This window comes from Antarctobacter heliothermus (assembly GCF_002237555.1).
Lineage (GTDB): Bacteria > Pseudomonadota > Alphaproteobacteria > Rhodobacterales > Rhodobacteraceae > Antarctobacter > Antarctobacter heliothermus_B.
In genome coordinates this window covers 1,637,958-1,660,650 of sequence record NZ_CP022540.1, presented here as the reverse complement: position 1 = coordinate 1,660,650, position 22,693 = coordinate 1,637,958, and the positions used below count along the sequence as shown (strand labels likewise).

Sequence of the window (22,693 nt, the reverse complement as noted above, 5' to 3'; positions counted from 1 at the left end):
GTTACATCCCGCGCACGGTATCAATCATCAACTGCACGTTCTCGGGGTCTGCATCCGGCGTGATCCCGTGACCAAGGTTGAAGATATGCGGCCCGTTGCGGAAGGCCTGCACCACGCGCTGCGTTTCCGCGACCAACGCATCGCCGCCCGTGACCATATGTGACGAGGCAAGGTTGCCCTGCACACAGCCCGACACCTGCACATGCTCCGCCGCCCACTCCGGCGTCACGCTGTCATCCACCGCGACGCAATCCGCGCCGGACGCCTGATGGAAACCGATGTATTTGTCGCCCGCCTGACGCGGGAAGGCGATGACCGGCAGACCCGGATGCCGCCGCTTCAACTCTTGTGTGATGATGCGCGCCGGTTCCAGCGCGTAACGATCAAAATCCTCATCCGTCAGCGACCCGGCCCAGCTATCGAACAGCTTGACCACCTCTGCCCCCGCCTTCACCTGCTCTGACAGGTAATCAATCGTTGCCTCGGTCAGCCGGTCGATGATCTTTTCGAACAGCGCGCGGTTTTCTGCCTTCAGCGCATGGGCGGGGCCCTGATCCTTGGTCCCCTGCCCCGCGATCATATAGGTCGCCACCGTCCACGGCGCCCCCGCAAAGCCAATCAGCGTCGTCTCTGACGGCAGCGCCCCCGACAGGTTGCGCACCGTCTGATAGATCGGGTTCAGCGTGTCGTGGATCATCTCGCCCCGACCCAGCTTGTCGAAATCCGCGTCCGAGGTAATTGTCGACAGGCGTGGCCCCTCGCCGGTCACGAACCACAGGTCCATGCCCAGCGCCTGCGGCAACAGCAGGATATCGGCAAACAGGATCGCCGCGTCAAAGCCATAGCGCCGGATCGGCTGCAAGGTCGCCTCTGTCGCCAGCTCCGGGTTGTAGCACAGCGACAGGAAATCCCCCGCCTCGGCCCGCGTCGCCTTGTACTCCGGCAGATAACGCCCCGCCTGACGCATCATCCAGATCGGCGGAGTCGGCAGTGTCTCGCCCGCAAGGGCCCGCAGGATCGTCTTGGTCATTCGGCTCGCTCCTCAAATTCGATTGTCTTGGTCCAATGCAGGCCCGCCCGTGTCAAGCAGCCTTGCCCGCCTGCGGCCAAACCGGGCGCGCATGACGCATCCCAAGCCTGTCAAATCCCGTTTCCTTTCCCGCGCCGCCGCGCTAACCCTTGCCCATGACCGATCTGCCCACACCCCAATCCCCGCTGAAACTCGGCACCCGCGGCTCTCCGCTGGCACTGGCCCAGGCCCATGAAACCCGTGACCGTCTGGCCGCCGCCTTTGGCCTGCCGATGGACGCGTTCGAAATCGTGGTGATCAAGACCACCGGCGACGACCGCAGCATGATCGACGCCGACCGCCCTCTGAAGGAGATCGGCAACAAGGGCCTGTTCACCAAAGAGATCGAAGAGGCGATGCTGGCAGGCCGGATCGACATCGCCGTGCATTCGATGAAGGACATGCCGACGGAACAGCCTGCCGGTCTTGTGTTGGACTGCTACCTGCCGCGCGAAGACGTGCGCGATGCCTTTATCTGTCCCGATGCGGATAGCCTGCATGACCTGCCACAAGGCGCGGTTGTCGGCACCTCGTCCCTGCGCCGCCGCGCGCAATTGCTGCACCGCCGCCCTGACCTGCACGTGGTCGAGTTTCGCGGCAACCTGCAGACCCGACTGAAAAAGCTGAATGAGGGCGTGGCGCGCGCCACTTTCCTTGCCTGCGCGGGCCTGAACCGGCTGGGCATGAGCCATGTGCCGCAAAGCCCGATTTCAGCCGACGACATGCTTCCCGCCGTGGCACAGGGGGCCATCGGCATTGAACGCCGCGCCGACGATACCCGCACGCAAGACATGCTGGCCGCGATCCACGACACGCCCACTGCCCTGCGGCTGGCCGCCGAACGCGCCTTCCTCGCCGCACTTGATGGCTCTTGCGAAACCCCCATCGCGGCGCTGGCCGAACAGACCGGCGACACCTTGCGCCTGCGTGGCGAGATCCTGAAAACCGATGGCTCGGCGGCCTACGCCGGCGAAATCACCGGCCCCGTCGGCACCGGGGCAGAGATGGGCCGCTCCCTTGCTGCCGACCTTCTGGCACAGGGCGGTCCGGGTTTTTTCACCCACTGATCGGCGCGTCTCTCACCACTGTGATAGGCAACACGCCAAAACCATGCTACCTTTTGACGCACAATCGCGTCTGACCGGTCCGTCCGTCGCCGCGCGACGGCCCCTTGTCCGGTTGGCGCCTTCCCACGCCATTAGGAGAGGACGCATGACACAGACAATTGGAAACCCCGGCAGTTGGCTGGCGCAGGCCTTTGGTCTTGCCGGTCGCCACGCGGCACGTTCAACGCAAAACCTTGGCGGGGTCGAGGTCGCCGCCCCGCCGCGCATCCGTGAACTCACCGCAGAGGACCTGCGCGAGTCGCTGGAGGCAGGTTGGCGCGACTTTCAGGCCTGCCGCACAGACGTCATGTTCCTCGTCCTGCTCTATCCGATCATCGGACTTGTCCTTGCGGTCTCGGCGCATCACCTGTCGCTGATACCGCTGATCTTTCCAATGATCGCAGGCTTTGCCCTGCTCGGCCCGGTCACGGCCGTCGGCGTGTATGAGATCAGCCGCCGCCGGGAAGAGGGCGAAGACATCGGCTGGCTCGGCGCGCTCAAGGTGCTGGAACGGCCGCGCTTTGCCGCCATCGTCGTAATGGGGCTCTACCTGGCGGTGATTTTTTGCCTTTGGCTCGTGCTGGCAGCGCATCTTTATGGAATAACGCTTGGGCCGGATATGCCCGCCTCACCCGGGGCGTTCATCGACAGCCTGATGACGGGTCCCGGACTGCTGATGATCGTTCTGGGCTGCGGCATCGGCGGCGTTTTTGCCCTGACGGTACTGGCCACCAGCGTGGTGTCCTTCCCGCTGCTGCTAGACCGCAGCGTGGGACTGCCGATGGCTGTACAGACCTCGCTCCGTGTGACACGACAGAACCCCAAGGTGATCCTGACATGGGGGGCGATCGTGACCGCCGGACTGGTACTGGGCAGCCTGCCCTTCCTGCTTGGGCTGGTGATCGTCCTGCCGGTGCTCGGCCACGCCACTTGGCACCTCTATCGCCGCGCGGTCGTGTAACCAGTCAACAGGGCACGACCCAAATTCCGGCGCCGCGCCCGCAGTTTCTTCTCTGTCAAAATACCCCACTGACATGCTGCAAGCATGCCTTGCGCAGGCTTCCTAGTCGCCCACCTTCAAAACGATCTTCCCGATATGGCCCGAGCTTTCCATCCGCGCATGCGCAGCGGCGGCCTCATCCAACGGGAACGCGCTGTCCATAACTGGGGCCACCAGCCCAGCATCCAGAAGTGGCCAGACCTGCGCGCGCAACGCGTCGGCGATGCGCGCCTTGGCCAGATCGCTTTGCGGGCGCAGGGTGCTGCCGGTGATCGTCAGCCGCCGCATCATGACCTGCGCAAAGTTAAGCGCCACCTTCGGCCCTTGCAAAAACGCGATCTGCACCAACCGCCCGTCATCGGCCAGGGCCTTGACGTTGCGCGGCAGATACTCGCCCCCCACCATGTCGAGGATCAGGTTGGCACCGCCCGCCGCGCGCATCACCTCGACGAAATCTTCTTCGCGATAGTTGATCGCCCGCTCTGCCCCCAGATCGCGGCAGGCCTGACACTTGGCCTCGGACCCAGCGGTGGCAAAGACACGCGCCCCGAAATGCGCGGCCAATTGGATCGCCGTCGTCCCGATTCCACTGGACCCGCCATGCACAAGGAAACGCTCCCCCGCCTGCAAACCGCCGCGCTGAAACACGTTCGACCAGACGGTGAAGAACGTCTCGGGCAGGCAAGCGGCCTCTTTTAGCCCCATCCCCTTGGGCACCGGCAGGCAATGCGCCGCAGGGGTCGCGACGTATTCCGCGTATCCGCCCCCGGGCAGCAGCGCGCAGACCGTGTCGCCCAGCGATAGCCCGTCCACCCCGGCCCCCATCGCAACCACCTCTCCCGAGGCTTCAAGCCCCGGCAGGTCAGAGGCCCCCGCCGGCGGCGCATAGTTGCCCGCGCGTTGCAGCGCGTCGGGGCGATTGACCCCGGCATAGGCAACCTTGATGACCACCTGCCCTGCGGCGGGCTGCGGCACGGGCCGCGTTGTCAGTTTCAGAACCTCCGGGCCGCCCGGCTCGGTGATCTCGATGGCGCGCATGGTGTCGGACATGGTCAGGCCTCCCTTTTTGGAATCTGGTAACAAGCGGGGCGAAGGGGGCAAAGCGGTTTCAGGCCGGGATGCCTGCGCTGTAAAGGCGCGTTCAGCGGGATGGCGTGCCGCCGGGCAGATCCGCATCCACACCCGACGGAGCCTTGACCCGTTCAAGGATCTTCGCAGGCCCCGCTGTCAAAGCGCCGAACAGGCGGTTCTCGCGCAGCTGCCCCTTCACCTTTTCGAACCGCATCACATCCTCGATCCGGCGATCCAAAAAGGCCCATGTCGGATCATTGCCCAGCGAATCGTCCCCCAGCCAGTACAGCACCGTCGAGGAATAGACCGCCGACAGCGTCGCTCGCTTGGTGTACCAGTTAAAATCCCGCGATGTGTCGCCCAGCGCGGTCCAGATCGCATCCGCCGTCCCCCAGATCAGCCGCGCGCCATCCGGCGCATAGGGCGGCAACGCAAACAACGTTGTACCCCGGCGCACCGCCTCGCGATCCTCCGCAGCCTCGATCCGGGCGCGCACGGCAAAGACAACGCGATCCCGAAACCGCATCTCTGCAAGGTCCGCGCCCGCGATTCGGCGCAACATGTCCGCGTCACCCCGTTTGTGATAGGCCACCGCCAGATCGACGGCCCCGCGCGGGAAAAGCCCCTGCGCCACCACCGGGTCGACATCAGCGTCGGCCACGGCGGCGCGAAAGCTGGGCTCTGACCAGCCGTCAAAAGGCACATGCAGCAGCGCGGCGTCCAGAATCCTGTCGGTGATATCGGGCATCGGGGGCATCCTTCATGTTCCGTCTACACCCTAGACAAATAGAACGGTGCTTGCTATATGGCCACCTCCTGCAAATTCCCTTGCAACTCAAATCTAGAAAGGTGGTGAAAACCACATGCAGGTCAGTGTTCGTGACAACAATGTCGATCAGGCGCTCCGCGCTCTGAAGAAAAAGCTGCAGCGCGAAGGCGTGTTCCGCGAAATGAAGCTTAAGCAACATTTCGAGAAGCCGTCCGAAAAGAAAGCCCGTGAAAAGGCCGAGGCAATCCGCCGCGCCCGCAAGCTGGCTCGTAAAAAGGCCCAGCGCGAAGGCATGCTGTAAGCGTACCGAACGCTTTTAGTCAGATACGAACCCCTGCGGCCCGCCCGCGGGGGTTTTTCGTTTGCGGGACCGCTTTTGTGGGGCATAGGAGACGGGCGTCGCGACAAGCCCCGGAATTCCCCACTTTGTTAAGCTCCCACGACGCCGCATACTCGACACCAAGACGAACCCCCATATTGCGAGGGAACAATGACATTGCTGGCTCGATCCATCCTTTTCACGATCTGCGCCTGCGTGGCGGTAATACCGGTGCCCGGTCGGGCACAGGACATCAGCCGGGTTGTCGCACTTGACACACTGGCCGGCAGTGATCCGTTTCAGGCGCTGCAACAGGTCGACATCGCCATGCGCGACCCGCTGGTGTTGGGCACGCCACCACAAATGCGCATTCTTGTCGATCTCATGCAATTGCGCGCCGACCTGCTGGACGGGCTGGGCTATGTTCAGGCCAGCGACGCGTGGGCCGATCTGGCGCGAACCCGCGCCTTTGCCCGGACCGAATTGGGTGAGGACCCGGTGCCCGCCTATCTCAAGGCCGCCCAGATCTATGAGGCGCAAAGCGCGCTGGCCTCGGCCCGCACCATGATCGAGGCCGCGATTACGGCCGAACAGGAAACTGGCCGCAGCGACGACGCGCTAATCGACCTTTACAAGGAACTGGTGCGGCTGGCCGACCTTCTGGGCGATGCAGAGGCCGCTGAAAACGCGCGCGCCATGCTAAAGGCGCTCGGCAGCCCATCGCTGGAAACCGCTTTTGGCACCGACGATGGCGGGTTTCACGCGGTTGACGTCTTTTATGCCACCGATCGCGCCCGCACAGGGGCAACCCATCCCGCCCGCTTTTATGGCGGCGAACGGGGCGACCGCCTGGAATTGGGCATTGCCACGGTGACCATTCCCGACAGCCATGTTGCCGGCCGGGTTGAAAAGCCGTCGATCTGGCGGCTGGAATTTCGTGCCACTCCGTCCAAGCACGTTTTGCTGAAATCGGTCGAGCCGGTGGACCCCGACAGCTTCTTTGGCAAGTTGCAGGACGAATTTGCCGAAGAGGATCAGCGTGATCTCTTGCTGTTCATTCACGGCTACAACACCAGCTTTGAATATGCCGCCCAGCGCACGGCGCAGATGGTGCATGACATGGGCAATGACACGGTGCCGGTGCTGTTTTCATGGCCTTCGCGCGATACAACCATCGGCTACAACGCCGATGCGGCGGTGGTGCGTCTGTCCGGGCGCCGTCTGGCCCGCTTCATGGAGGATCTGGTGCTGCGGTCCGGAGCGCGGTCGATCAACGTGGTGGCGCATTCCATGGGCAACCGCGCTCTGACCGATGCGCTGGAGATCATGGCGCTGAAGCGCGATGCGCGCCCCGGCGACGCGCCGATCCTGGATCAGGTGATGTTTGCAGCGCCCGACGTCGACGCCGATCTGTTCAGCGAGATGGCGGGCACCTTTGCCCCCTTGGCGCAGCGCATGACGCTTTATGCTTCTTCGACCGATTGGGCGCTGGTGTCGTCGGGCAAGCTGCACGGCTCTGCCCCGCGTGCGGGTCTGGGCGGCGACATCCTGCTGACGCACCCTGCCCTCGACAGCATCGACATGTCGTCGCTGGGCGACGACATGCTGGCGCACAACTATTTCTCCAACGACAGCTCCGCGCTGGTCGATATCATGACCCTGTTCTGGCAGGACGTCCCGCCCGAACGGCGCTGCGGCCTGCAGGCGCGTGAGGCCCGCAACGGCACCGTCTGGGAATACCGCGAGGGCGTCTGCCCGTCGAACGACCTCATCGGGGTGATCTCGAACGCGCAGGCCAAACATCTGCGCACCAGCGATGAGATCCGTTTGCTGGTGTTTGATCTGCTGACGGATCAGACCCGGGTGGATCGTGTCATGAGCGTGCTGGAACGCATTCTGCTGGCCATTCGCTGACACCGAGCCCCACAAAAAACCGGGCCCGCCTTTGGAAGAAGGCGGGCCCGTGTTGTTTGAAACCATGCATCAGACAGAGACTTAGCCCGGCCCTACCATGAAACAGGTGATCTGACGCGCCTGAAGCCGACGACAGGCCAGTTCGGCGCTGTCCCGGGTCATGCCCATAAAGTTGGCGTCAAAACCCGTCTTGCCCCGCACCACCTTGCGCGACGCACCATCCAGCGACGCCGTTTCGGCAAGCGCGGTCTGCAACAGGATCTTTTGCGCAGCAAATTCGCTGGGATAGCGGCCCACGTTGATGCCCCAATGCCGCCCGCCCGAGGTCGACAGGCGGGTCACCACCTCTGCCTTGCGCGCCGGTGTCGGGGTATCCTTGAACGTCAGGGTCGCCGCGGCCACGCCTGTAGGCCGCTGGACCGGCTTGACCGAGGCCGTTGGCGCGACAGCACTGACCACCACAGCCTCTGGCGATGGATCTGGCGCAGGGCTTGGGATCGGGCTTGGCGCCGTGTCCGAGACCATGGCGATCTCTTGTAGCTCCCGTTCGATCTCCTTGCCCACCGATGCCACAATCGGGGCCACCATGCCGGGCGTGACCACGCTGCCCGGGCGGGCCTGCGGTCGCAGACTGCGCGTCACCGCCGCCGACGCGACACGGATCGACTTAGCCCGCGTTCCGGGCATCGGGTCCGACGTCTTGGCCACGACGACCGCGCCTGCCCCCTTGCCCAGATAGGGCGGAGCCTTGGGCGCGCGTAGGTTGGCCCAAGCCGGAGACTTCTTGAACCCGAGGTCCAAGAGTTCTTCGACCCGCGCATTGCGCGAGGCCGTCGACCGACCGCCAAAGACCGTGGCGATAACGCGTTCCTTGCCGCGCTCCGCCGAAGCCACAAGGTTGAACCCCGCGGCGCGGGTATAACCGGTCTTGATCCCGTCCGCGCCTTTGTAGGAATTCAGCAGCCGCGTATTGGTGTGCGACACCTGCCGCACCCCCGCATCCGCCGTCTTGCGTGAGAACAAATTATAATACTGCGGATAGTCATAGATCACATGCCGACCAAGGATCGTCATGTCGCGCGCCGTGGACAAATGCCCGCTTTCGGTCAGTCCATGCGCGTTCTTGAAGGTGGTGCGAGTCATGCCCATGGCCTGTGCCGTGCGGTTCATCCGGCGGGCAAAGGCTGCTTCGGACCCTTCGATGGCTTCGGCCATGGCGGTTGCGGCGTCATTGGCGGATTTCACCGCCGCCGCCCGAACAAGATAACGCAACTTGATCTTCTGCCCCGCCCGCAGACCCAGTTTCGACGGCTCTTCGGCGGCGGCCTTGCGCGAGACGGTGACCAACGTGTCCATGGTGATTTCACCGTTCTGCACCGCTTCGAAGACGACATAGAGCGTCATCATTTTGGTCAGCGAGGCCGGATGCAGCCGGGTGTCGGCGTTCTGTGCATGCAGAACCTTACCGTTGCGCGCGTCCATCACCATGGCCGCATAGGGTGCGGCGGCCACGCTGAGGGGCACGAGTACCAACAGCCAAACAAACATGAAGATGAGCGGGCCAAACTGGCCCGGAGTCCTGCGACGTCCCGTCACGATTCACTGCCTTTCTGCCTCGTCCCCCCGATTTTTCGGTTGGGGTTCTTTTCTTTGTCCCGATGCGACTCTGCCAGCACCGTGGTTAAGTTCATGCTAACATGAGAACGACTTCAAGAGAAGTCGGCAATATACTGATTTTGAATGGTTTTATCGCAGGCATGTGTCTACATGTTGCGATCCCGCTTGATCCGCCCCCTAGACCGTCCAATGCGGCGGGATTGTGGCGAATTAAGGCAGGAATGTGGCGACTCGGGCGCGCCGCGGGATCAGCCGATTTCAGCCACAAGGTCAGGCAGGTCACCCAGATCCACAACTGTGCGAAAGCGCGGCGTTTCAGGGGCGTCGGCGTGCTCCAGCGCCCAGGCCAGATCATGCGGCACATGTACGCCCCATGCACCCGCCGCGATGGCCGGAACCACATCGGATTTCATCGAATTGCCGACCATCATCGCCGCACTCGCGCCGCCGGGCGAGGCAGCAAAGATGCGCGCATAGGTGTCCGGCTGCTTGTCCGACACGATCTCGACCGCGTCAAACAGCTCGCCCAGCCCCGATTGCGCCAGTTTGCGTTCCTGATGCAGCAGGTCGCCCTTGGTGATCAGAACCACACGATGCGTGCCCGCCACCGTCTCGACCGTCTCACGGGCATGGGGCAGCAATTCGATCGGATGGGCCAGCATCTCGCGCCCTGCCTCCATCAACTCAGAGATGACAGAGGCTGGCACGCGCTCCTCTGTCACCTCGATGGCGGTCTCGATCATCGACAGGACAAAGCCTTTTACGCCGAATCCATAGTGGCCGATGTTGCGCCGCTCCGATTCGATCAGCCGGTCGGCCAGATGATCGCGTTCTGCGTAGTCTCGCAGCAGATCCGCGAAACGGTCCTGAGTCAGCACGAAAAAGCGTTCGTTGTGCCACAGGGTGTCGTCGGCATCGAATCCGATTGTTTGCAGTTTTCCCGCCATCCTGTATTCAGCCCCAACGGCCCCCTTTTCGGCAACACGCCTTAGCCTATATAAAGGGACCGTACCTGGAAACCCAATGCGCGAACGGTTCGATGACAGACGCCCACATGAAACGGACGTTCATGATGACGGACACCCCGCCCGATGACGGCGAGGGCGATGTCGGCGTGGCTGTCCAGACCAAGCCCAAGACCAAACGCCCGCCGCTGTACAAGGTGCTGCTGCTGAATGACGATTACACGCCGATGGAATTTGTCGTTCATGTGCTGGAACGCTTTTTCGGCATGACCCACGCGCAAGCGTTTGAGGTCATGTTGACCGTGCACAAGAAGGGCGTCGCCGTGGTGGGTGTCTTCAGCCATGAAATTGCAGAGACCAAGGTGGGACAGGTGATGGATTTCGCCCGCCGTCACCAGCACCCCCTGCAATGCACGATGGAGAAGGAATAGGCGCCCGCGCCGTTCCGCCCCATGTCAGCAGATCGCCTCTCCTACGCCCTTGCCACCGGCGGCCTTGTCCTGCCGGACAGCGGGACCATTGCCCTGTTCGGCGCGCCGGGGGATGCCGTCCTTGATGCGTTTGATCCGTCGCGCGTCGAGGTGGTCCAAGGGTTTTTCCCCGATCATGCCGCGTGGTTGCGTCGCGGCGTTGCCACCCGGACCGATCCTGTTGGCCCCTACGCCACCGCCATCGTCACCCTGCCACGCGCCCGCAATCTGGCCGAACTCCGCATCGCAGAGGCCTGCGCACTGACGCCGGACGGGCTGGTCATTGTCGATGGGGCCAAGACGGACGGGATCGAATCCATCGCCAAGGCCCTGCGCGCCCGCCTGCCCCTTCTGGGGCAGGTGTCCAAGGCGCATGGCAAATGCCTGTGGTTTCAGGGCGGTGCCGATCTATCCGACTGGCGTCACGCCCCTGCGCACCTGCCTTCGGGCGATCTGACTGCACCGGGCGTCTTTTCCGCAGACGGGCCGGACCCCGCCTCACAGGCGCTGGCCGCTGCGTTGCCCGACACCCTCAAGGGCCGCTTTGCCGATCTGGGCGCGGGCTGGGGCTGGCTGTCAAAACAGGCGCTGACCCGTCCAGGCCTCTCCGAACTGCATCTGGTCGAGGCGGACAAGACCGCGCTGGACTGCGCCCGCGTGAATGTCACCGACCCGCGCGCCGTATTTCACTGGGCCGATGCCACTGAATGGACGCCACCCAGCGCGCTGGACGGCGTCATCATGAACCCGCCCTTTCATCAGGGCCGCAAGGCCGACCCGCAAATCGGTCGCGCCTTTGTCACCGCCGCCGCGCGGATGCTGGCCCCGCATGGACGGCTCTGGCTTGTGGCCAATCGCCACCTGCCTTATGAGACTGCCCTCGCAGAGGCGTTCCGCGAAACCACTGAGATCGGCGGCGACACCCGTTTCAAGATCCTTCACGCCGTCAGACCGACGCGACAGCGGCGCTGAACCCGGCTAACGTGGCCGGACAACCCCAACGAGGCCCACATGAGTTTTTCCATCCAAGGCAAGACCGCGATTGTCACCGGTGCCGCCAATGGCGTCGGACTGGCCATCGCCCGGCACTTTGCCAACAAGGGTGCAAACGTGATGCTGGCCGACATGGACGAGCCGCAGCTGATAAAGGAATGCGGCGACACCTCGGACGACAGCACACTCCGCTATTTCGCTGGTGACCTGCGCGAGCGGCTGACCATGGCCAACCTGCTCTCCGCCACGCTGGACGCCTTTGACCGGGTCGACATTCTGATCAACGGATCGCGGCAATTGCTGACCTCTGACCCGCTGGATCTTGAGGACGACACTGTCGAACAACTGCTGACACAAAACCTGACGACGTCGTATCGCATGACACAACTGGTGGCGCGCCGCATGATCAAGCAGGCCGAAGGACAGGAAGAGGGGCAAGTCGGCGCGATCGTCAACCTGTCGTCCATCGCCGCGCGCCGCACCCACCCGGAACTGCTGGGCTATTCCGTGTCCTGTGCCGCGCTGGACCAGATGACCCGCTCGATGGCCGTCGCACTTGCGCCACGCCGCATCCGCGTCAACGCCGTTGCCTTTGGCTCTGTCATGTCGTCCAGCCTCAAGGACACGCTGCGCGAGCACAAAAGCTACCGCGCTGACATCGAAGAGCACACGCCGCTGGGCCGCATCGCCGCCCCTCGCGAACTGGCCGATGCGGTCCAGTTCCTGTCTTGTGAGGGCGCAGGCTTTATCACTGGACAGATCATGACCGTCGATGGCGGGCGCACCCTGCTGGACCCGGTGGCCGCCCCCGCCCACTAACGCCCCCTCACATGACATCGCGAAACCGGAGGACACCGCATGATGGACGCCGAAAAGACCCGCGCAAGCGACTGGTTCCGTCAGTTGCGCGACGACATCGTCGCCGCCTTTGAGGCGATAGAGGACAGCCACGCCACGGGCCCCTTTGCCGACGAAACACCGGGCCGCTTCGACGTCACCGAAACCAAACGCGCCTCGGACGACGGATCGGATGCGGGCGGCGGTTTGATGAGCGTCATGCGCGGGGGCCGCGTGTTCGAAAAGGTCGGCGTCAACGTCTCCACCGTTTACGGCACGCTGGGCGAGGCCGCGCAAAAGGCGATGGCCGCGCGCGGCGTTCCGGGGATCGAGGCGGATCCGCGCTTCTGGGCCTCGGGCATCAGCCTTGTGGCACATATGCAGAACCCGCACGCCCCTGCCGTCCACATGAACACCCGCATGTTCTGGACGCCCGGCGCGTGGTGGTTCGGCGGCGGATCGGACCTGAACCCCTGCATCGAATACGACGACGACACCGCGCATTTCCACGCCACCCAAAAGGCGCATCTGGACCCGCATGGGCACACGCTCTACCCGGAACTAAAAGCATGGGCTGATGAGTATTTCTACATCCCCCACCGCCACCGCGCACGCGGCGTCGGCGGCATCTTTATGGATGACCGCAACACCGGCGACTGGGAGGCGGATTTCGCCCTGACCCAGGACATCGGCCGCGCCTTTCTGCCCGCCTATCTGCCCTTGGTGGAAAAACGCCGCGTGCAAGAGTTCACGGAGGCGGACAAGGACACGCAACTGGTCCATCGCGGCCTTTATGCGGAATACAACCTTGTCTACGACCGGGGCACCAAGTTCGGACTGGCGACAGGCCACGACGCAAACGCCGTGCTGATGAGCCTGCCGCCGCTGGCCAAGTGGGTCTAGCCCTTACCAGTACATCACCGCCACCCGCCCGCTGCCGAAATGGGACATCATGCGCACGCGCAGGATATACTCCTCCCCTTGCAATAGGCGGATGGCGATTTCCGCGTTGTCTTCGGTGCCGGCGTCGTCTGATCCGGCCATGAAACGCGTCACCTCGCCGTCCTTGCGGAACAGCACCATTAGCATATCGGCCCGGCCAAAGGACCGGATGGTGTAGTCCCGCGTGGCCGTCGGTTGCAGCAGAAAGTTCACCTGATCGGCGGGCATCATGTCCAAAACCGCCGATTTGAAAGGCTCCAGCAGCGCGGTCTTTTCCGCCTGCGCCTTGGGATAGAACTTCTGCACTTCGGCCTTGTCAGTGTCGCTCAGGCCCAGTTCGGGCCGCAACCCGGTGCGGTATTCATCCGGCTCAAGGATCAATCCCGGACCAAATCCATAGTGCATGACGGAATCCGGGTCCCATTCCGACCCTTCCACATCGGCAGAGGTCAGCTTGCGCAGCACGTTGTGAAAGGTCTGCTCCCGGCTCCAGTTGTTCGGCGGACCGGCGAAATAGGCATAAACCGCGTCCTCATCCCAGACGATGCCGGAAAACGGATTCTGATGTTCATGCGGAAAGCCCAGCGTATGGCCAATCTCATGCACCGCCGTATCGACGCCGCGCGGATCGTTGCGCAGATCCCAACCGATGTTCATCGTGCGCTCATTCTGTCCGGGAATATCGATCACATCGCGCCCCACATAGGACCACGACCCGCCGGGTTGAAAGCCGATCCGAACCTCGGCCTCATCAATATCCTCGGTTTCCTCGAAATTCAGCCCGATGCCGACATCGGCCCAGATCTGAAACCCCTCGCGCACCTTGTCCATGTTATAGGCATCCCCGGCAAAGGGGCCTTCGTCGAACAGGAAATAGCGCAGGGTGGTGCCATTAACCCATTTGCGGTCGACATACCGGATCAGGCTGGCGCGTTCGTCCGACACACCGGGGCCCAGCACCCGTTCCGGCACCTTGGGCATGTCGCACTGGCCGACATGTGCTACGTCGCCGGGTTTGTGACCGCCCAATCCGCCACCGTACTGCGTGGCAAACTGCGCCAGCACCTCTTCGATCTGGTCAAGTCGCTGCGACAGGTGCCTGTCATATTTGGACGTCGGACGTGGGTCCGCTGTAGTTATGGCCATGAGAAATCTCCTAAATGCTGAAAATGCACCGCTATGGTATCACATTTGGCGCATTTTTCAACTTTAAGAAGACTTCAGCCGGTGAATGCGTCCTTCCATTTGCCCGGCTCCAGCCCGTCCAGCGTCCAATCCCCGACCGACCAACGCACCAATCGCAGACAGGGCAGACCCACATGGGCGCACATGCGACGCACCTGCCGGTTGCGCCCCTCAGTGATGGTCAGTTGCAGCCAAGCGTCCGGCACCGTCTTGCGGAACCGCACGGGCGGGTCACGTTCCCACAGTTCAGGCGTGTCGATCCGCGCGACCTTGGCCGGGCGCGTCGGCCCGTCTTTCAACGTCACGCCCTTGCGCAACTGCGCTAGTTGCTCCTCTGACGGCACGCCCTCGACCTGCGCCAGATAGCTTTTGGGGCGTTTGTACTTGGGCGACGAAATCCGCGCCTGCAACGCGCCGTCATCCGTCAGGACCATCAGCCCCTCGCTGTCCCGGTCCAGCCGCCCCGCCGGATAGACGCCGGGCACGTCGATATAGTCGGACAGGGTCGCGCGCGGGCTGCCCTCGGTCCCCTTGTCGGTAAATTGCGACAGCACGCCAAAGGGTTTGTTGAACAAGATGACCCGCGCCATGACTTACCTCCGCGCCGCAAAAAATTCACGCAACAGCGCCGCTGACGGCTCTGCGCCAATGCCGTCATAGACCTCGGGGACATGGTGACACTGCGGATGGGCAAACACCCGCGCCCCCTGCGCCACGCCGCCGGACTTTGGGTCCGCCGCGCCATAATACAGCCGCCGGATGCGCGCAAAACCAATGGCGGCGGCGCACATCGGGCAAGGCTCCAGCGTGACATACAGATCATGCTCGGGCAGCCGTTCCGCCCCCACAGCGGCACAGGCCGCGCGGATCGCCAGAACCTCGGCATGGGCGGTGGGGTCGTTCAACTCGCGCGTGCGATTGCCCGCCCGCGCGATCACCGCGCCAGAAGGCGCAACAATGACGGCCCCCACCGGCACCTCACCGCGTGCGGCGGCGGCGCGCGCCTCTTGCAGCGCCGCCTCCATATGACTGCGAAAGCTCATTTCCGGTGCTTACCGCGACAGCGCAGCCGGGGAAAGCCGCTTGCAACCCCCCTTCCCACCGCCCCTGTCGCCGCGCTATGGGACGCGGATGGAAAACAAGACCCCTCCCGGAGACCGAATCGCCAAGGTCATCGCCCGCGCAGGCCGCGCCAGCCGACGCGAGGCCGAACGCATGATCGCCGAGGGGCGCGTCACCGTGAACGGCACGAAGATCGACAGCCCCGCGCTGAACGTCACCGACGCCGACCAGATCACCGTCGACGACATCCCGCTGGCCGCCCCCGATGCCGCACGGTTGTGGTTGTATCACAAGCCCACGGGACTGGTGACCACCACCCGCGACGAACAGGGCCGCCCGACAATCTATGACGACCTGCCCGAGGATCTGCCCCGCGTCATGAGCGTCGGCCGCCTTGACCTCAATTCCGAGGGACTGCTGCTGCTGACCAATGACGGCGCGATCAAGCGCAAGCTGGAACTGCCATCGACCGGCTGGCTGCGCAAATACCGCGTGCGCGTCAACGGCCGCCCAACCGATGAGGTGCTGGCCCCGCTGCGCAATGGCATCGAGGTCGATGGCCAACGCTTTCAACCGATGCAGGTCACGCTGGACCGCCAGCAGGGCGCAAACGCATGGCTGACCGTCGGCCTGCGCGAAGGCAAGAACCGCGAGGTTCGCCGCGCCATGATCGACATCGGCCTGACCGTGAACCGGCTGATCCGCACGTCTTATGGCCCATTCCAACTGGGCCAGCTCAAACCCGGCGAGGTCGAAGAGGTCCGCCGCAAGATCCTGCGCGACCAATTGGGCATGGACCCCGAACCTGTTGGCACTGCCACAGCCGCAAAGCCGGGACGACCCGGCAAACCCGGTCGGGCCGCCAAGCCCACCGTCCAGCGGCGGCGACGCCCCCCCCAAAAAGGCTGACACAGCACAAAAAAATCGCAGTCAGCTTCACACTTCGTTAACTCTTCTTTCTTTTTCCCGCCGATTGCCCCGGTTTTGCCCGGTTTCGCACGAATGTTGGCGTCATGGTGACAACATTCATAGCCCTCGCGATTCTCACGGCCTCGGCGCTTTTGGTGCTGGGGAACCTGCGCACGGTCGCCGTCGACACCTTCGACGCCGTGGCAACCTATGCGCGCCGCGCCCGCCAGACCGGGCAAATGACCCGGCATGTGGCCTATTTCGCGCTGTGGCTGATGATCTTCATCATGAGCTACGCCTGAGGGGACACGCGCATGGCAACAGAGCAAATCCGCCAAACCGACACGGCAGAGGACGCCGACGGACTGGACACGCCCCGGATGGAACGGGCGCAGCTCGACTCGGGGCTGAATTTTCTGTTTCTTGCCGCCTTTCCCCTGCTGCTCTGGGTTTTTCAGGAATCCTTTGCCGGCATCGCCACGGCCATTGCGCTGATCTGGATGCTGTCGCTGGCCCTGCGCCTGATTTCCGTAGGGCAGCAATTGCACCACGAATATGAGCGTGCCGAAGTGGCCCAAGCCCCCCGGATTCCGCGCAAACTGATCGGCTCTGTCATGGTCGGGTGCGTGGTTCTGGTTCTGGCCGGGTTCAAATACGACAGCCTGTGGATGCCCGCGCTGGCTGGGATGGTTGCCTGCGGTCTCAGCATTGCCGCCTTCGGACTGGACCCGATGCGCAACAAGGGCTCGGAACGGGCGCGTCAGGTGGCGGCGGTGGATATAGCCGAACTGGCGCTGGCCTCGCTGGCGGATCGGGTTGCCGCGCTTGAAGATGTCGAACTGACCAAAAGAACCCAAACCGCGCGCCATCTTGTCCTGCGCCCGATGCGACGCAGTACCGGCGATCCGGCAAAATCCGCCCGCCTCACCCGCCCGGTGAACAAGGTCATCACATTGCTCGACCACGAAGTGAACCGCCTCGAAGCCGCATGGAACACACCCGGTCAGGCTTTTGCGCGCCGCCGCTATCTGGCCAAGCTGGACGTCATGACCGAGAGCTTTGAGGCATTCGCCGTTCACAGCGGCATTCGCGGTGCGCGCGACGCCTTTGAACGGCAGGCAGATCAGCTAATTGACCGGATGCCCCGAGAATCCGCCGCCTGAGCGTATCGCCCCGGACTTCCCCCTAGCAAGTGCAGCATTTTGCCCTTAAGTTCTGCGGTGAAAAGGCGCGGCAGAGCGCCGGAAAACGGGGAGTCTGATGTCGGGAAACGCCTTGCAGAAGGTGAGCTATGTCTTGCTGATCGTGCTGCTTTTCGGAGTGGCAACCGGCTGGCTCGGGGGGCTCTGACGTCATGGCTCAACGATTTGGCGGAAAACATAGCCCCGATGGCGCGTCAGGCGGACCGGATGACCGGCCCCGCGACGAACGCCCTGCCTATCACCGGGCCCGCGTGGCCCCGGCTGGCGCGCGCTCCAACGTGTTGTTCATCCCGGGTGTGATCCTTGCCATCCTGTCAATCAATGACGGTGCCGTCGGTATGGCCGTGGGCCTTGCGGGTGCTGCCGCGCTGGTTCTGGGCGCATGGCTGTTGCGCGACGGCCTGCTGGCCGAGGCCGCATTCCTTGACCGCAAGGTGGCGCGCCGCCCGGCGATCCCGCGCAAGATATTCGCCGCCATTCTCTGCGGCATCGGGGCCGGTCTGGCCGCTTGGCGGTCCGAACCGGGGCTGATCGCACCGCTGATCTTTGGCGGCGCAGCGGGCGCATTGCATCTGGGCGCGTTCGGCATCGACCCGTTGAAGGACAAGGGGATGGAGGGCATCGACACCTTCACCCAGGACCGTGTGGCCCGCGTCGTCAATGAGGCCGAAAGCTATCTTTCGGCCATGACCGATGCCGTCAAACGCGCCGGAGACCGTCAGGTCGAGGCGCGCGTGGAACGGTTTGTCACCAAGGTCCGCGAAATGATCCGCACGGTCGAGGAAGACCCGCGTGACCTGACCGGTGCCAAGAAGTTCCTCAGCGTCTACCTGATGGGGGCCCGCGACGCGACGGTGAAGTTCGCGGATGTCTTTGCTCGCTCCAACGACCGCGCCGCGCGCAGCGATTACATGATGTTGCTGACCGATCTTGAAGAAAGTTTCGACAAGAAGACCGACAAGCTTTTGGCCGACAACAACGAAGACCTGAATGTAGAAATCGAGGTACTGCGCGACCGCCTTCAGCGCGAAGGCGTCCATCTCGATCGTAGATGATTTTAGTGAACGAGGAAGCCCATGTCTGAAAACACTCGCCAGGAAGCCGAAAAAGCCGTTGCCTTGGTCGATGAAGTCAACGCTGTCGTGCTGCCTGACCCGGCCGAAGCCAATGCCGTCGTACCGCTCAAGGACGCGCCCGCCGAAGTGAGCGCCGAGATCCGCAGCCGGATGGAAGAGCTCGACATGGGCGACACCAATTCGATTGTCTCGTTCGGTTCCGCCGCCCAGTCCGAATTGCAGGAAATCAGCCAAGCGATGCTGGCGGACGTCCGCAACAAGGACGTAGGCCCGGCGGGCGACAGCCTGCGCGGCATCGTCACCACCATTCGCGGCTTCTCCATCTCTGAACTGGACGTGCGCCGCGAGCGCAGCTGGTGGGAAAAGCTGCTGGGCCGCGCCGCGCCTTTCGCCAAGTTCACCGCGCGCTTTGAGACAGTCCAAAGCCAGATCGACAAGGTCACCGATGACCTTCTCAAGCACGAACATGTCCTGCTGAAAGACATCAAGTCGCTGGACCTGCTCTATGAAAAGACGCTGCAGTTCTACGATGAACTGGCGCTCTATATCTCCGCCGGTGAGGCCAAGCTCGAAGAGCTGGACACCCAAGAGATCCCCGCCAAGGAGGCCGCTGTTCAGGCCGCACCGGAAAACGATCAGGTCATGGTGGCGCAGGAACTGCGCGATCTGCGCGCCTCGCGCGATGATCTGGAACGCCGGGTGCACGATCTGAAACTGACCCGTCAGGTCACCATGCAGTCGCTGCCATCGATCCGCCTTGTGCAGGAAAACGACAAGTCGCTGGTGACCAAGATCAACTCGACCCTCGTGAACACCGTGCCGCTGTGGGAAACCCAATTGGCGCAGGCGCTGACCATCCAGCGGTCGAAACAGGCCGCCGCCGCCGTGCGCGATGCCAACGACCTCACCAACGAGTTGCTGACCTCGAACGCCGCCAATCTGCGCGAAAGCAACAAGATGATCCGCGAAGAAATGGAACGCGGCGTCTTTGACATCGAGGCGGTCAAGCAGGCCAACGCCGATCTGGTTGCCACCATCGAGGACAGCCTGCAAATCGCGGATGAGGGCAAGGCGCGCCGCGCCAAGGCCGAAGAAGAGCTGCAGCGGATGGAATCCGAACTGCGCGACACGCTGGCCTCGGCCAAGTCGCGCCGTCAGGGTGCCGGCGCGGTTCCGTCCTGAGGTGAGCAGGGTGCGGGGCGGCCTGGCATCGGCGTTTGCATTGGCGGCGGCCCTGACCTTGTCAGGGTGCGTCGGATCTGATCTTGCGCCGCGCAAGACTTCGGTCACACCAGAGGCGCGTCCCCCCGGGGCCGCGCCCGCCGCAACCGCCCCTACGCCAGAGGCGTCCCCCGCCAGCAAGGCGCTGTCGCAGTATTACGGACGCGTCCAGAACGATCTGGTCGCGCGCGGCCTGTTGCGCACCGATGGTGGCGGACCGGACACCGCCTTTACCGACACGATGCTGGTGCGCAATTTTGCCGCCATCGCGCTCGAAGAGGAATATGAACGCGGCGCGGGCCTGCGCCCCTCCTCCGGGGCCCCCAGCGCGATCAAGAAATGGACGATCCCGGTCCGCATGACGACCGAATTCGGCGCCCATGTCCCCAAGGAACAGATCGCCTCGTCCAAAGCGGCGGTGGCTAGTTATGCCGCCCGCCTGTCGCGCATCACCGGGCACCCGATCTCGATGGTTGACAGCAACCCCAACTATCACGTCCTGTTCATGTCAGAGGACGACGCTGACCAGATCGCCCCGCGCATCCGCCAGATCGTGCCCGACGTGAACCCCAACGCCCTGCGCATCTTCAACAACCTGCCGCGCGGCATCCATTGCGTCGTCGTCGCCTTTTCGCGCAGTCCCGGTGGCTATGACTATGGCACCGCCATCGCCATCATCCGCTCGGAACACCCGCCGCTGCTGCGCCGCTCCTGCATCCATGAGGAACTCGCCCAGGGCATGGGCCTTGGCAACGACAGCCCGCGCGCCCGTCCGTCGATCTTTAACGACGACGATGAATTCGCGCTGCTGACAACCCACGACGAACTGCTGCTCAAGATCCTCTACGATCCGCGCCTGAAACCGGGGATGCGCGCGGAAGAGGCCATGCCAATCGTGCAGCAAAAAGCGGCGGACCTGATGGGGACCAGCGGACCCAGCTAGGCCCACCGACAGGCGACACGCCATTTCCCCCTGATTTCCCCGTGACCTTGCGCGGGGGCTTCCGCTATTCTGTCGATCGCGTACCCTGTGCGCAGCATCGCACCCACGACGATTAAAGCTAACGATTGGAGGCCGCACCATGGGCATCTGGGATTTTCTATCGGGCCAGTTCATCGACGTCATTCACTGGACGGACGACACCCGCGACACGATGGTCTGGCGCTTTGAACGCGAAGGCCATGAAATCAAGTACGGCGCCAAGCTGACAGTCCGCGAAGGGCAGGCCGCCGTCTTTATCCACGAAGGCCAGCTTGCGGATGTCTTCACCCCCGGTCTCTACATGCTAGAGACCAATAACATGCCGATCATGACCTCGTTGCAGCACTGGGACCACGCGTTCCAAAGCCCCTTCAAGTCAGAGATCTATTTCGTCAACACCAACCGCTTTACCAATCTGAAGTGGGGGACGAAAAACCCCATCATGCTGCGCGACCCGGAATTCGGGCCGACCCGCATCCGCGCCTTTGGCACCTATGCGATCAAAGTCGCCGATCCGGCGGTCTTCATGTCCGAAATCGTCGGCACCGACGGCGAATTCACCATGGATGAGATCAGCTTTCAGATCCGCAACATCATCGTGCAGGAATTTTCCAAGGACATCTCCCGCAGCGGCATCCCCGTGCTCGACATGGCAGCCAATACCGGCGAAGTGTCTGAACTGATCCGCAAGGCGATCGACCCGGTGATCCACCAGTACGGTCTGGAACTGGCCGAACTGTATATCGAAAACATCTCGCTGCCCGAAGCGGTGGAAAAGGCGCTGGACGCCCGCACCAGCCGCGGTCTGGCGGGCAACCTCGACGACCACATGAAGTGGAAAGCCGCCGAGGCGATGGGTCAGGGCGGTGCGATGGATCAATCCATGGGCATGGGCTTTGGTGCCGGGATGGGCATGCAGATGGCCAATGCCATGGGCGCGCAGGGCGGCCCGTGGGGTGCTGCACCACAACAGGCTGCCGCGTCACAGGCACAGCAACCGCAAGCCGCGCCAATGGCCCCACCGCCGCCGCCGGTCGAACATGTCTGGCACATGGCCGTGAACGGACAAACCACCGGTCCGTTCTCCAAGGCGGATCTGGGCAAGATGGTCGCCAGCAAGGAACTGACCCGCGAAACCCACGTCTGGACCCCTGGTCAGGACGGCTGGAAACGTGCCGGAGAGGTGACGGAACTGGCGCAACTCTTCACCGTGATGCCACCGCCCCCGCCACCGATGTAATCGCACCAATCTCCACGCGCATACCGTCCCGGGGCCTGCCCCGGGACCTCGCCCTCTCCACAAAGGACGCCCGTGCAGGTCCCTCCAATCGCCATGACCGATTTTGCCCTGCGCAACTGGCACCCAGAGGCCAGCGGCACCCGCATCCTTGGCCTGTCGCCACAGGATTTGACGAACCGCTGCAACGCGGCCATGGCGCAAGGCGCGCCGCTGGTCGACGGTTACGCGCCCTTCTGCAAACACCTGTTTCTGGAAAACGACACCCCCACGCTCTGCGGCTTTGCCCCCATCACGCCCGACAACGCGCATCTCCTGCGCAGCGGCTACCGCGCCCGGCGCGAGGGCGAAATGCCGGTGCTGGAACGCTGGTTCGACACCCCCGCCCCCCGCGCAAACTGGCTGGACGTGATCCTCTACAGCCACGCCCAAATGCTGCTAGAAGCTGCCGACTACCCCGAGGATCAGGTCGTGCCAGACTGCGATTGGGGCATCGTGTCGATCATTGGCACCCTGACCCCAACAGAGCCGCCCATGCCGCCCATCACCCAATGGCGCAACGCATTGGGCCGTGAGGCGGGCGGATCAGGTCAGCCAATTGATCCGGCGTCTTATGCCAAGGCCGTTGCATTCTGGGATCAGCACGCGCCGGTAAAGACGGCAGGATAGGGGACACAGCGCCCCCTCGTGAGCGCGCCCCTTGCCCGCGCCTCTGCGCCGTTTCCCAATCCGCTTTTCAAACGCCCT

General features: G+C 63.5%; 24 protein-coding genes. 16 read left to right on the top strand and 8 right to left on the bottom strand.

The genetic code is table 11. The features are described 5' to 3' along the window. Position 1: 1 nt before the first annotated feature. Entirely contained in the window at positions 2-1,030 is a 1,029-nt protein-coding gene (gene hemE, locus ANTHELSMS3_RS07860) for a uroporphyrinogen decarboxylase (RefSeq protein ID WP_094034387.1), read from the bottom strand. Positions 1,031-1,185: 155 nt separating this feature from the next. On the opposite strand from hemE, the gene hemC reads away from it, so the two are divergent. Next, a complete protein-coding gene (gene hemC / locus ANTHELSMS3_RS07855) occupies positions 1,186-2,136 on the top strand; it encodes a hydroxymethylbilane synthase (RefSeq protein WP_198319904.1) in 951 nt (316 codons plus the stop codon). 145 nt (positions 2,137-2,281) lie between these two features. Next, the gene (locus tag ANTHELSMS3_RS07850) at positions 2,282-3,136 is read left to right on the top strand and encodes a DUF2189 domain-containing protein (RefSeq protein WP_094034385.1); all 855 of its coding nucleotides are present in this window, start codon (positions 2,282-2,284) and stop codon (positions 3,134-3,136) included. Between the two features lie 102 nt (positions 3,137-3,238). On the opposite strand, the gene ANTHELSMS3_RS07845 is transcribed toward ANTHELSMS3_RS07850, so the two are convergent. Both ANTHELSMS3_RS07845 and ANTHELSMS3_RS07840 read right to left on the bottom strand, forming a co-directional pair. Beyond that, the gene (locus ANTHELSMS3_RS07845; protein WP_094034384.1) at positions 3,239-4,225 is read right to left on the bottom strand and encodes an NAD(P)H-quinone oxidoreductase; all 987 of its coding nucleotides are present in this window, start codon (positions 4,223-4,225) and stop codon (positions 3,239-3,241) included. A 91-nt stretch (positions 4,226-4,316) separates the two neighbouring features. Continuing rightward, positions 4,317-4,994: a COQ9 family protein gene (locus ANTHELSMS3_RS07840; RefSeq protein WP_094036997.1), complete on the bottom strand. Its 678-nt coding sequence runs from the start codon at positions 4,992-4,994 to the stop codon at positions 4,317-4,319. 115 nt (positions 4,995-5,109) lie between these two features. Between ANTHELSMS3_RS07840 and rpsU the strand changes: the two genes are divergently transcribed. Both rpsU and ANTHELSMS3_RS07830 read left to right on the top strand, forming a co-directional pair. Beyond that, positions 5,110-5,316 carry a 30S ribosomal protein S21 gene (rpsU, locus tag ANTHELSMS3_RS07835; protein WP_008207378.1) on the top strand — a complete coding sequence of 69 codons (207 nt, stop codon included), beginning with the start codon at positions 5,110-5,112 and terminating at the stop codon, positions 5,314-5,316. A 189-nt stretch (positions 5,317-5,505) separates the two neighbouring features. Then, positions 5,506-7,248 (top strand): alpha/beta hydrolase, encoded by a 1,743-nt coding sequence (locus tag ANTHELSMS3_RS07830; RefSeq protein WP_094034383.1) that lies wholly within the window; start codon positions 5,506-5,508, stop codon positions 7,246-7,248. Between the two features lie 81 nt (positions 7,249-7,329). On the opposite strand, the gene ANTHELSMS3_RS07825 is transcribed toward ANTHELSMS3_RS07830, so the two are convergent. Continuing rightward, the gene (locus tag ANTHELSMS3_RS07825) at positions 7,330-8,796 is read right to left on the bottom strand and encodes a D-alanyl-D-alanine carboxypeptidase family protein (RefSeq protein WP_094034382.1); all 1,467 of its coding nucleotides are present in this window, start codon (positions 8,794-8,796) and stop codon (positions 7,330-7,332) included. Between the two features lie 317 nt (positions 8,797-9,113). Then, positions 9,114-9,812, bottom strand: a complete 699-nt coding sequence (locus ANTHELSMS3_RS07820) for an HAD family hydrolase (RefSeq protein WP_094034381.1) — start codon at positions 9,810-9,812, stop codon at positions 9,114-9,116. Between the two features lie 107 nt (positions 9,813-9,919). Between ANTHELSMS3_RS07820 and clpS the strand changes: the two genes are divergently transcribed. Genes clpS through hemF form a run of 4 tightly spaced genes read left to right on the top strand, consistent with a single transcriptional unit; the run spans position 9,920 to position 13,033 of the window. Continuing rightward, positions 9,920-10,261, top strand: a complete 342-nt coding sequence (clpS, locus tag ANTHELSMS3_RS07815) for an ATP-dependent Clp protease adapter ClpS (protein ID WP_198319903.1) — start codon at positions 9,920-9,922, stop codon at positions 10,259-10,261. 21 nt (positions 10,262-10,282) lie between these two features. Continuing rightward, positions 10,283-11,272: a class I SAM-dependent methyltransferase gene (locus ANTHELSMS3_RS07810; protein ID WP_094034379.1), complete on the top strand. Its 990-nt coding sequence runs from the start codon at positions 10,283-10,285 to the stop codon at positions 11,270-11,272. 39 nt (positions 11,273-11,311) lie between these two features. Then, on the top strand, positions 11,312-12,112 hold the full coding sequence (locus ANTHELSMS3_RS07805) for an SDR family NAD(P)-dependent oxidoreductase (RefSeq protein ID WP_094034378.1): 801 nt from the start codon (positions 11,312-11,314) through the stop codon (positions 12,110-12,112). A 39-nt stretch (positions 12,113-12,151) separates the two neighbouring features. Further along, a complete protein-coding gene (hemF, locus tag ANTHELSMS3_RS07800; RefSeq protein WP_094034377.1) occupies positions 12,152-13,033 on the top strand; it encodes an oxygen-dependent coproporphyrinogen oxidase in 882 nt (293 codons plus the stop codon). A gap of 3 nt (positions 13,034-13,036) precedes the next feature. Here the strand turns inward: hemF and ANTHELSMS3_RS07795 are convergent, their stop codons facing one another. The 3 genes from ANTHELSMS3_RS07795 to ANTHELSMS3_RS07785 all read right to left on the bottom strand — a co-directional run bounded on the left by ANTHELSMS3_RS07795 (position 13,037) and on the right by ANTHELSMS3_RS07785 (position 15,300). Further along, positions 13,037-14,218, bottom strand: a complete 1,182-nt coding sequence (locus ANTHELSMS3_RS07795; protein ID WP_198319902.1) for a M12 family metallopeptidase — start codon at positions 14,216-14,218, stop codon at positions 13,037-13,039. Positions 14,219-14,292: 74 nt separating this feature from the next. Then, positions 14,293-14,847 carry an rRNA large subunit pseudouridine synthase E gene (locus ANTHELSMS3_RS07790; RefSeq protein WP_094034376.1) on the bottom strand — a complete coding sequence of 185 codons (555 nt, stop codon included), beginning with the start codon at positions 14,845-14,847 and terminating at the stop codon, positions 14,293-14,295. Positions 14,848-14,850: 3 nt separating this feature from the next. Continuing rightward, a complete protein-coding gene (locus ANTHELSMS3_RS07785; protein ID WP_094034375.1) occupies positions 14,851-15,300 on the bottom strand; it encodes a nucleoside deaminase in 450 nt (149 codons plus the stop codon). 88 nt (positions 15,301-15,388) lie between these two features. On the opposite strand from ANTHELSMS3_RS07785, the gene ANTHELSMS3_RS07780 reads away from it, so the two are divergent. The 8 genes from ANTHELSMS3_RS07780 (at position 15,389) to ANTHELSMS3_RS07745 (ending at position 22,615) form a co-directional block, all read left to right on the top strand. Next, a complete protein-coding gene (locus ANTHELSMS3_RS07780) occupies positions 15,389-16,228 on the top strand; it encodes a pseudouridine synthase (RefSeq protein ID WP_094034374.1) in 840 nt (279 codons plus the stop codon). Positions 16,229-16,332: 104 nt separating this feature from the next. Then, positions 16,333-16,530: a hypothetical protein gene (locus ANTHELSMS3_RS07775; RefSeq protein WP_089276562.1), complete on the top strand. Its 198-nt coding sequence runs from the start codon at positions 16,333-16,335 to the stop codon at positions 16,528-16,530. Positions 16,531-16,542: 12 nt separating this feature from the next. Further along, positions 16,543-17,391: a hypothetical protein gene (locus ANTHELSMS3_RS07770; protein ID WP_094034373.1), complete on the top strand. Its 849-nt coding sequence runs from the start codon at positions 16,543-16,545 to the stop codon at positions 17,389-17,391. Positions 17,392-17,582: 191 nt separating this feature from the next. After that, positions 17,583-18,485, top strand: a complete 903-nt coding sequence (locus ANTHELSMS3_RS07765; protein WP_094034372.1) for a 5-bromo-4-chloroindolyl phosphate hydrolysis family protein — start codon at positions 17,583-17,585, stop codon at positions 18,483-18,485. Between the two features lie 21 nt (positions 18,486-18,506). After that, positions 18,507-19,688, top strand: a complete 1,182-nt coding sequence (locus ANTHELSMS3_RS07760) for a toxic anion resistance protein (protein WP_094034371.1) — start codon at positions 18,507-18,509, stop codon at positions 19,686-19,688. Positions 19,689-19,698: 10 nt separating this feature from the next. Next, the gene (locus ANTHELSMS3_RS07755; protein ID WP_198319962.1) at positions 19,699-20,670 is read left to right on the top strand and encodes a DUF2927 domain-containing protein; all 972 of its coding nucleotides are present in this window, start codon (positions 19,699-19,701) and stop codon (positions 20,668-20,670) included. 139 nt (positions 20,671-20,809) lie between these two features. Continuing rightward, entirely contained in the window at positions 20,810-21,949 is a 1,140-nt protein-coding gene (locus ANTHELSMS3_RS07750) for an SPFH domain-containing protein (protein WP_094034369.1), read from the top strand. Positions 21,950-22,042: 93 nt separating this feature from the next. Then, positions 22,043-22,615, top strand: coding sequence for a DUF3228 family protein (locus tag ANTHELSMS3_RS07745; RefSeq protein WP_094034368.1), 573 nt, complete (start codon positions 22,043-22,045; stop codon positions 22,613-22,615). Positions 22,616-22,693 lie beyond the last annotated feature (78 nt).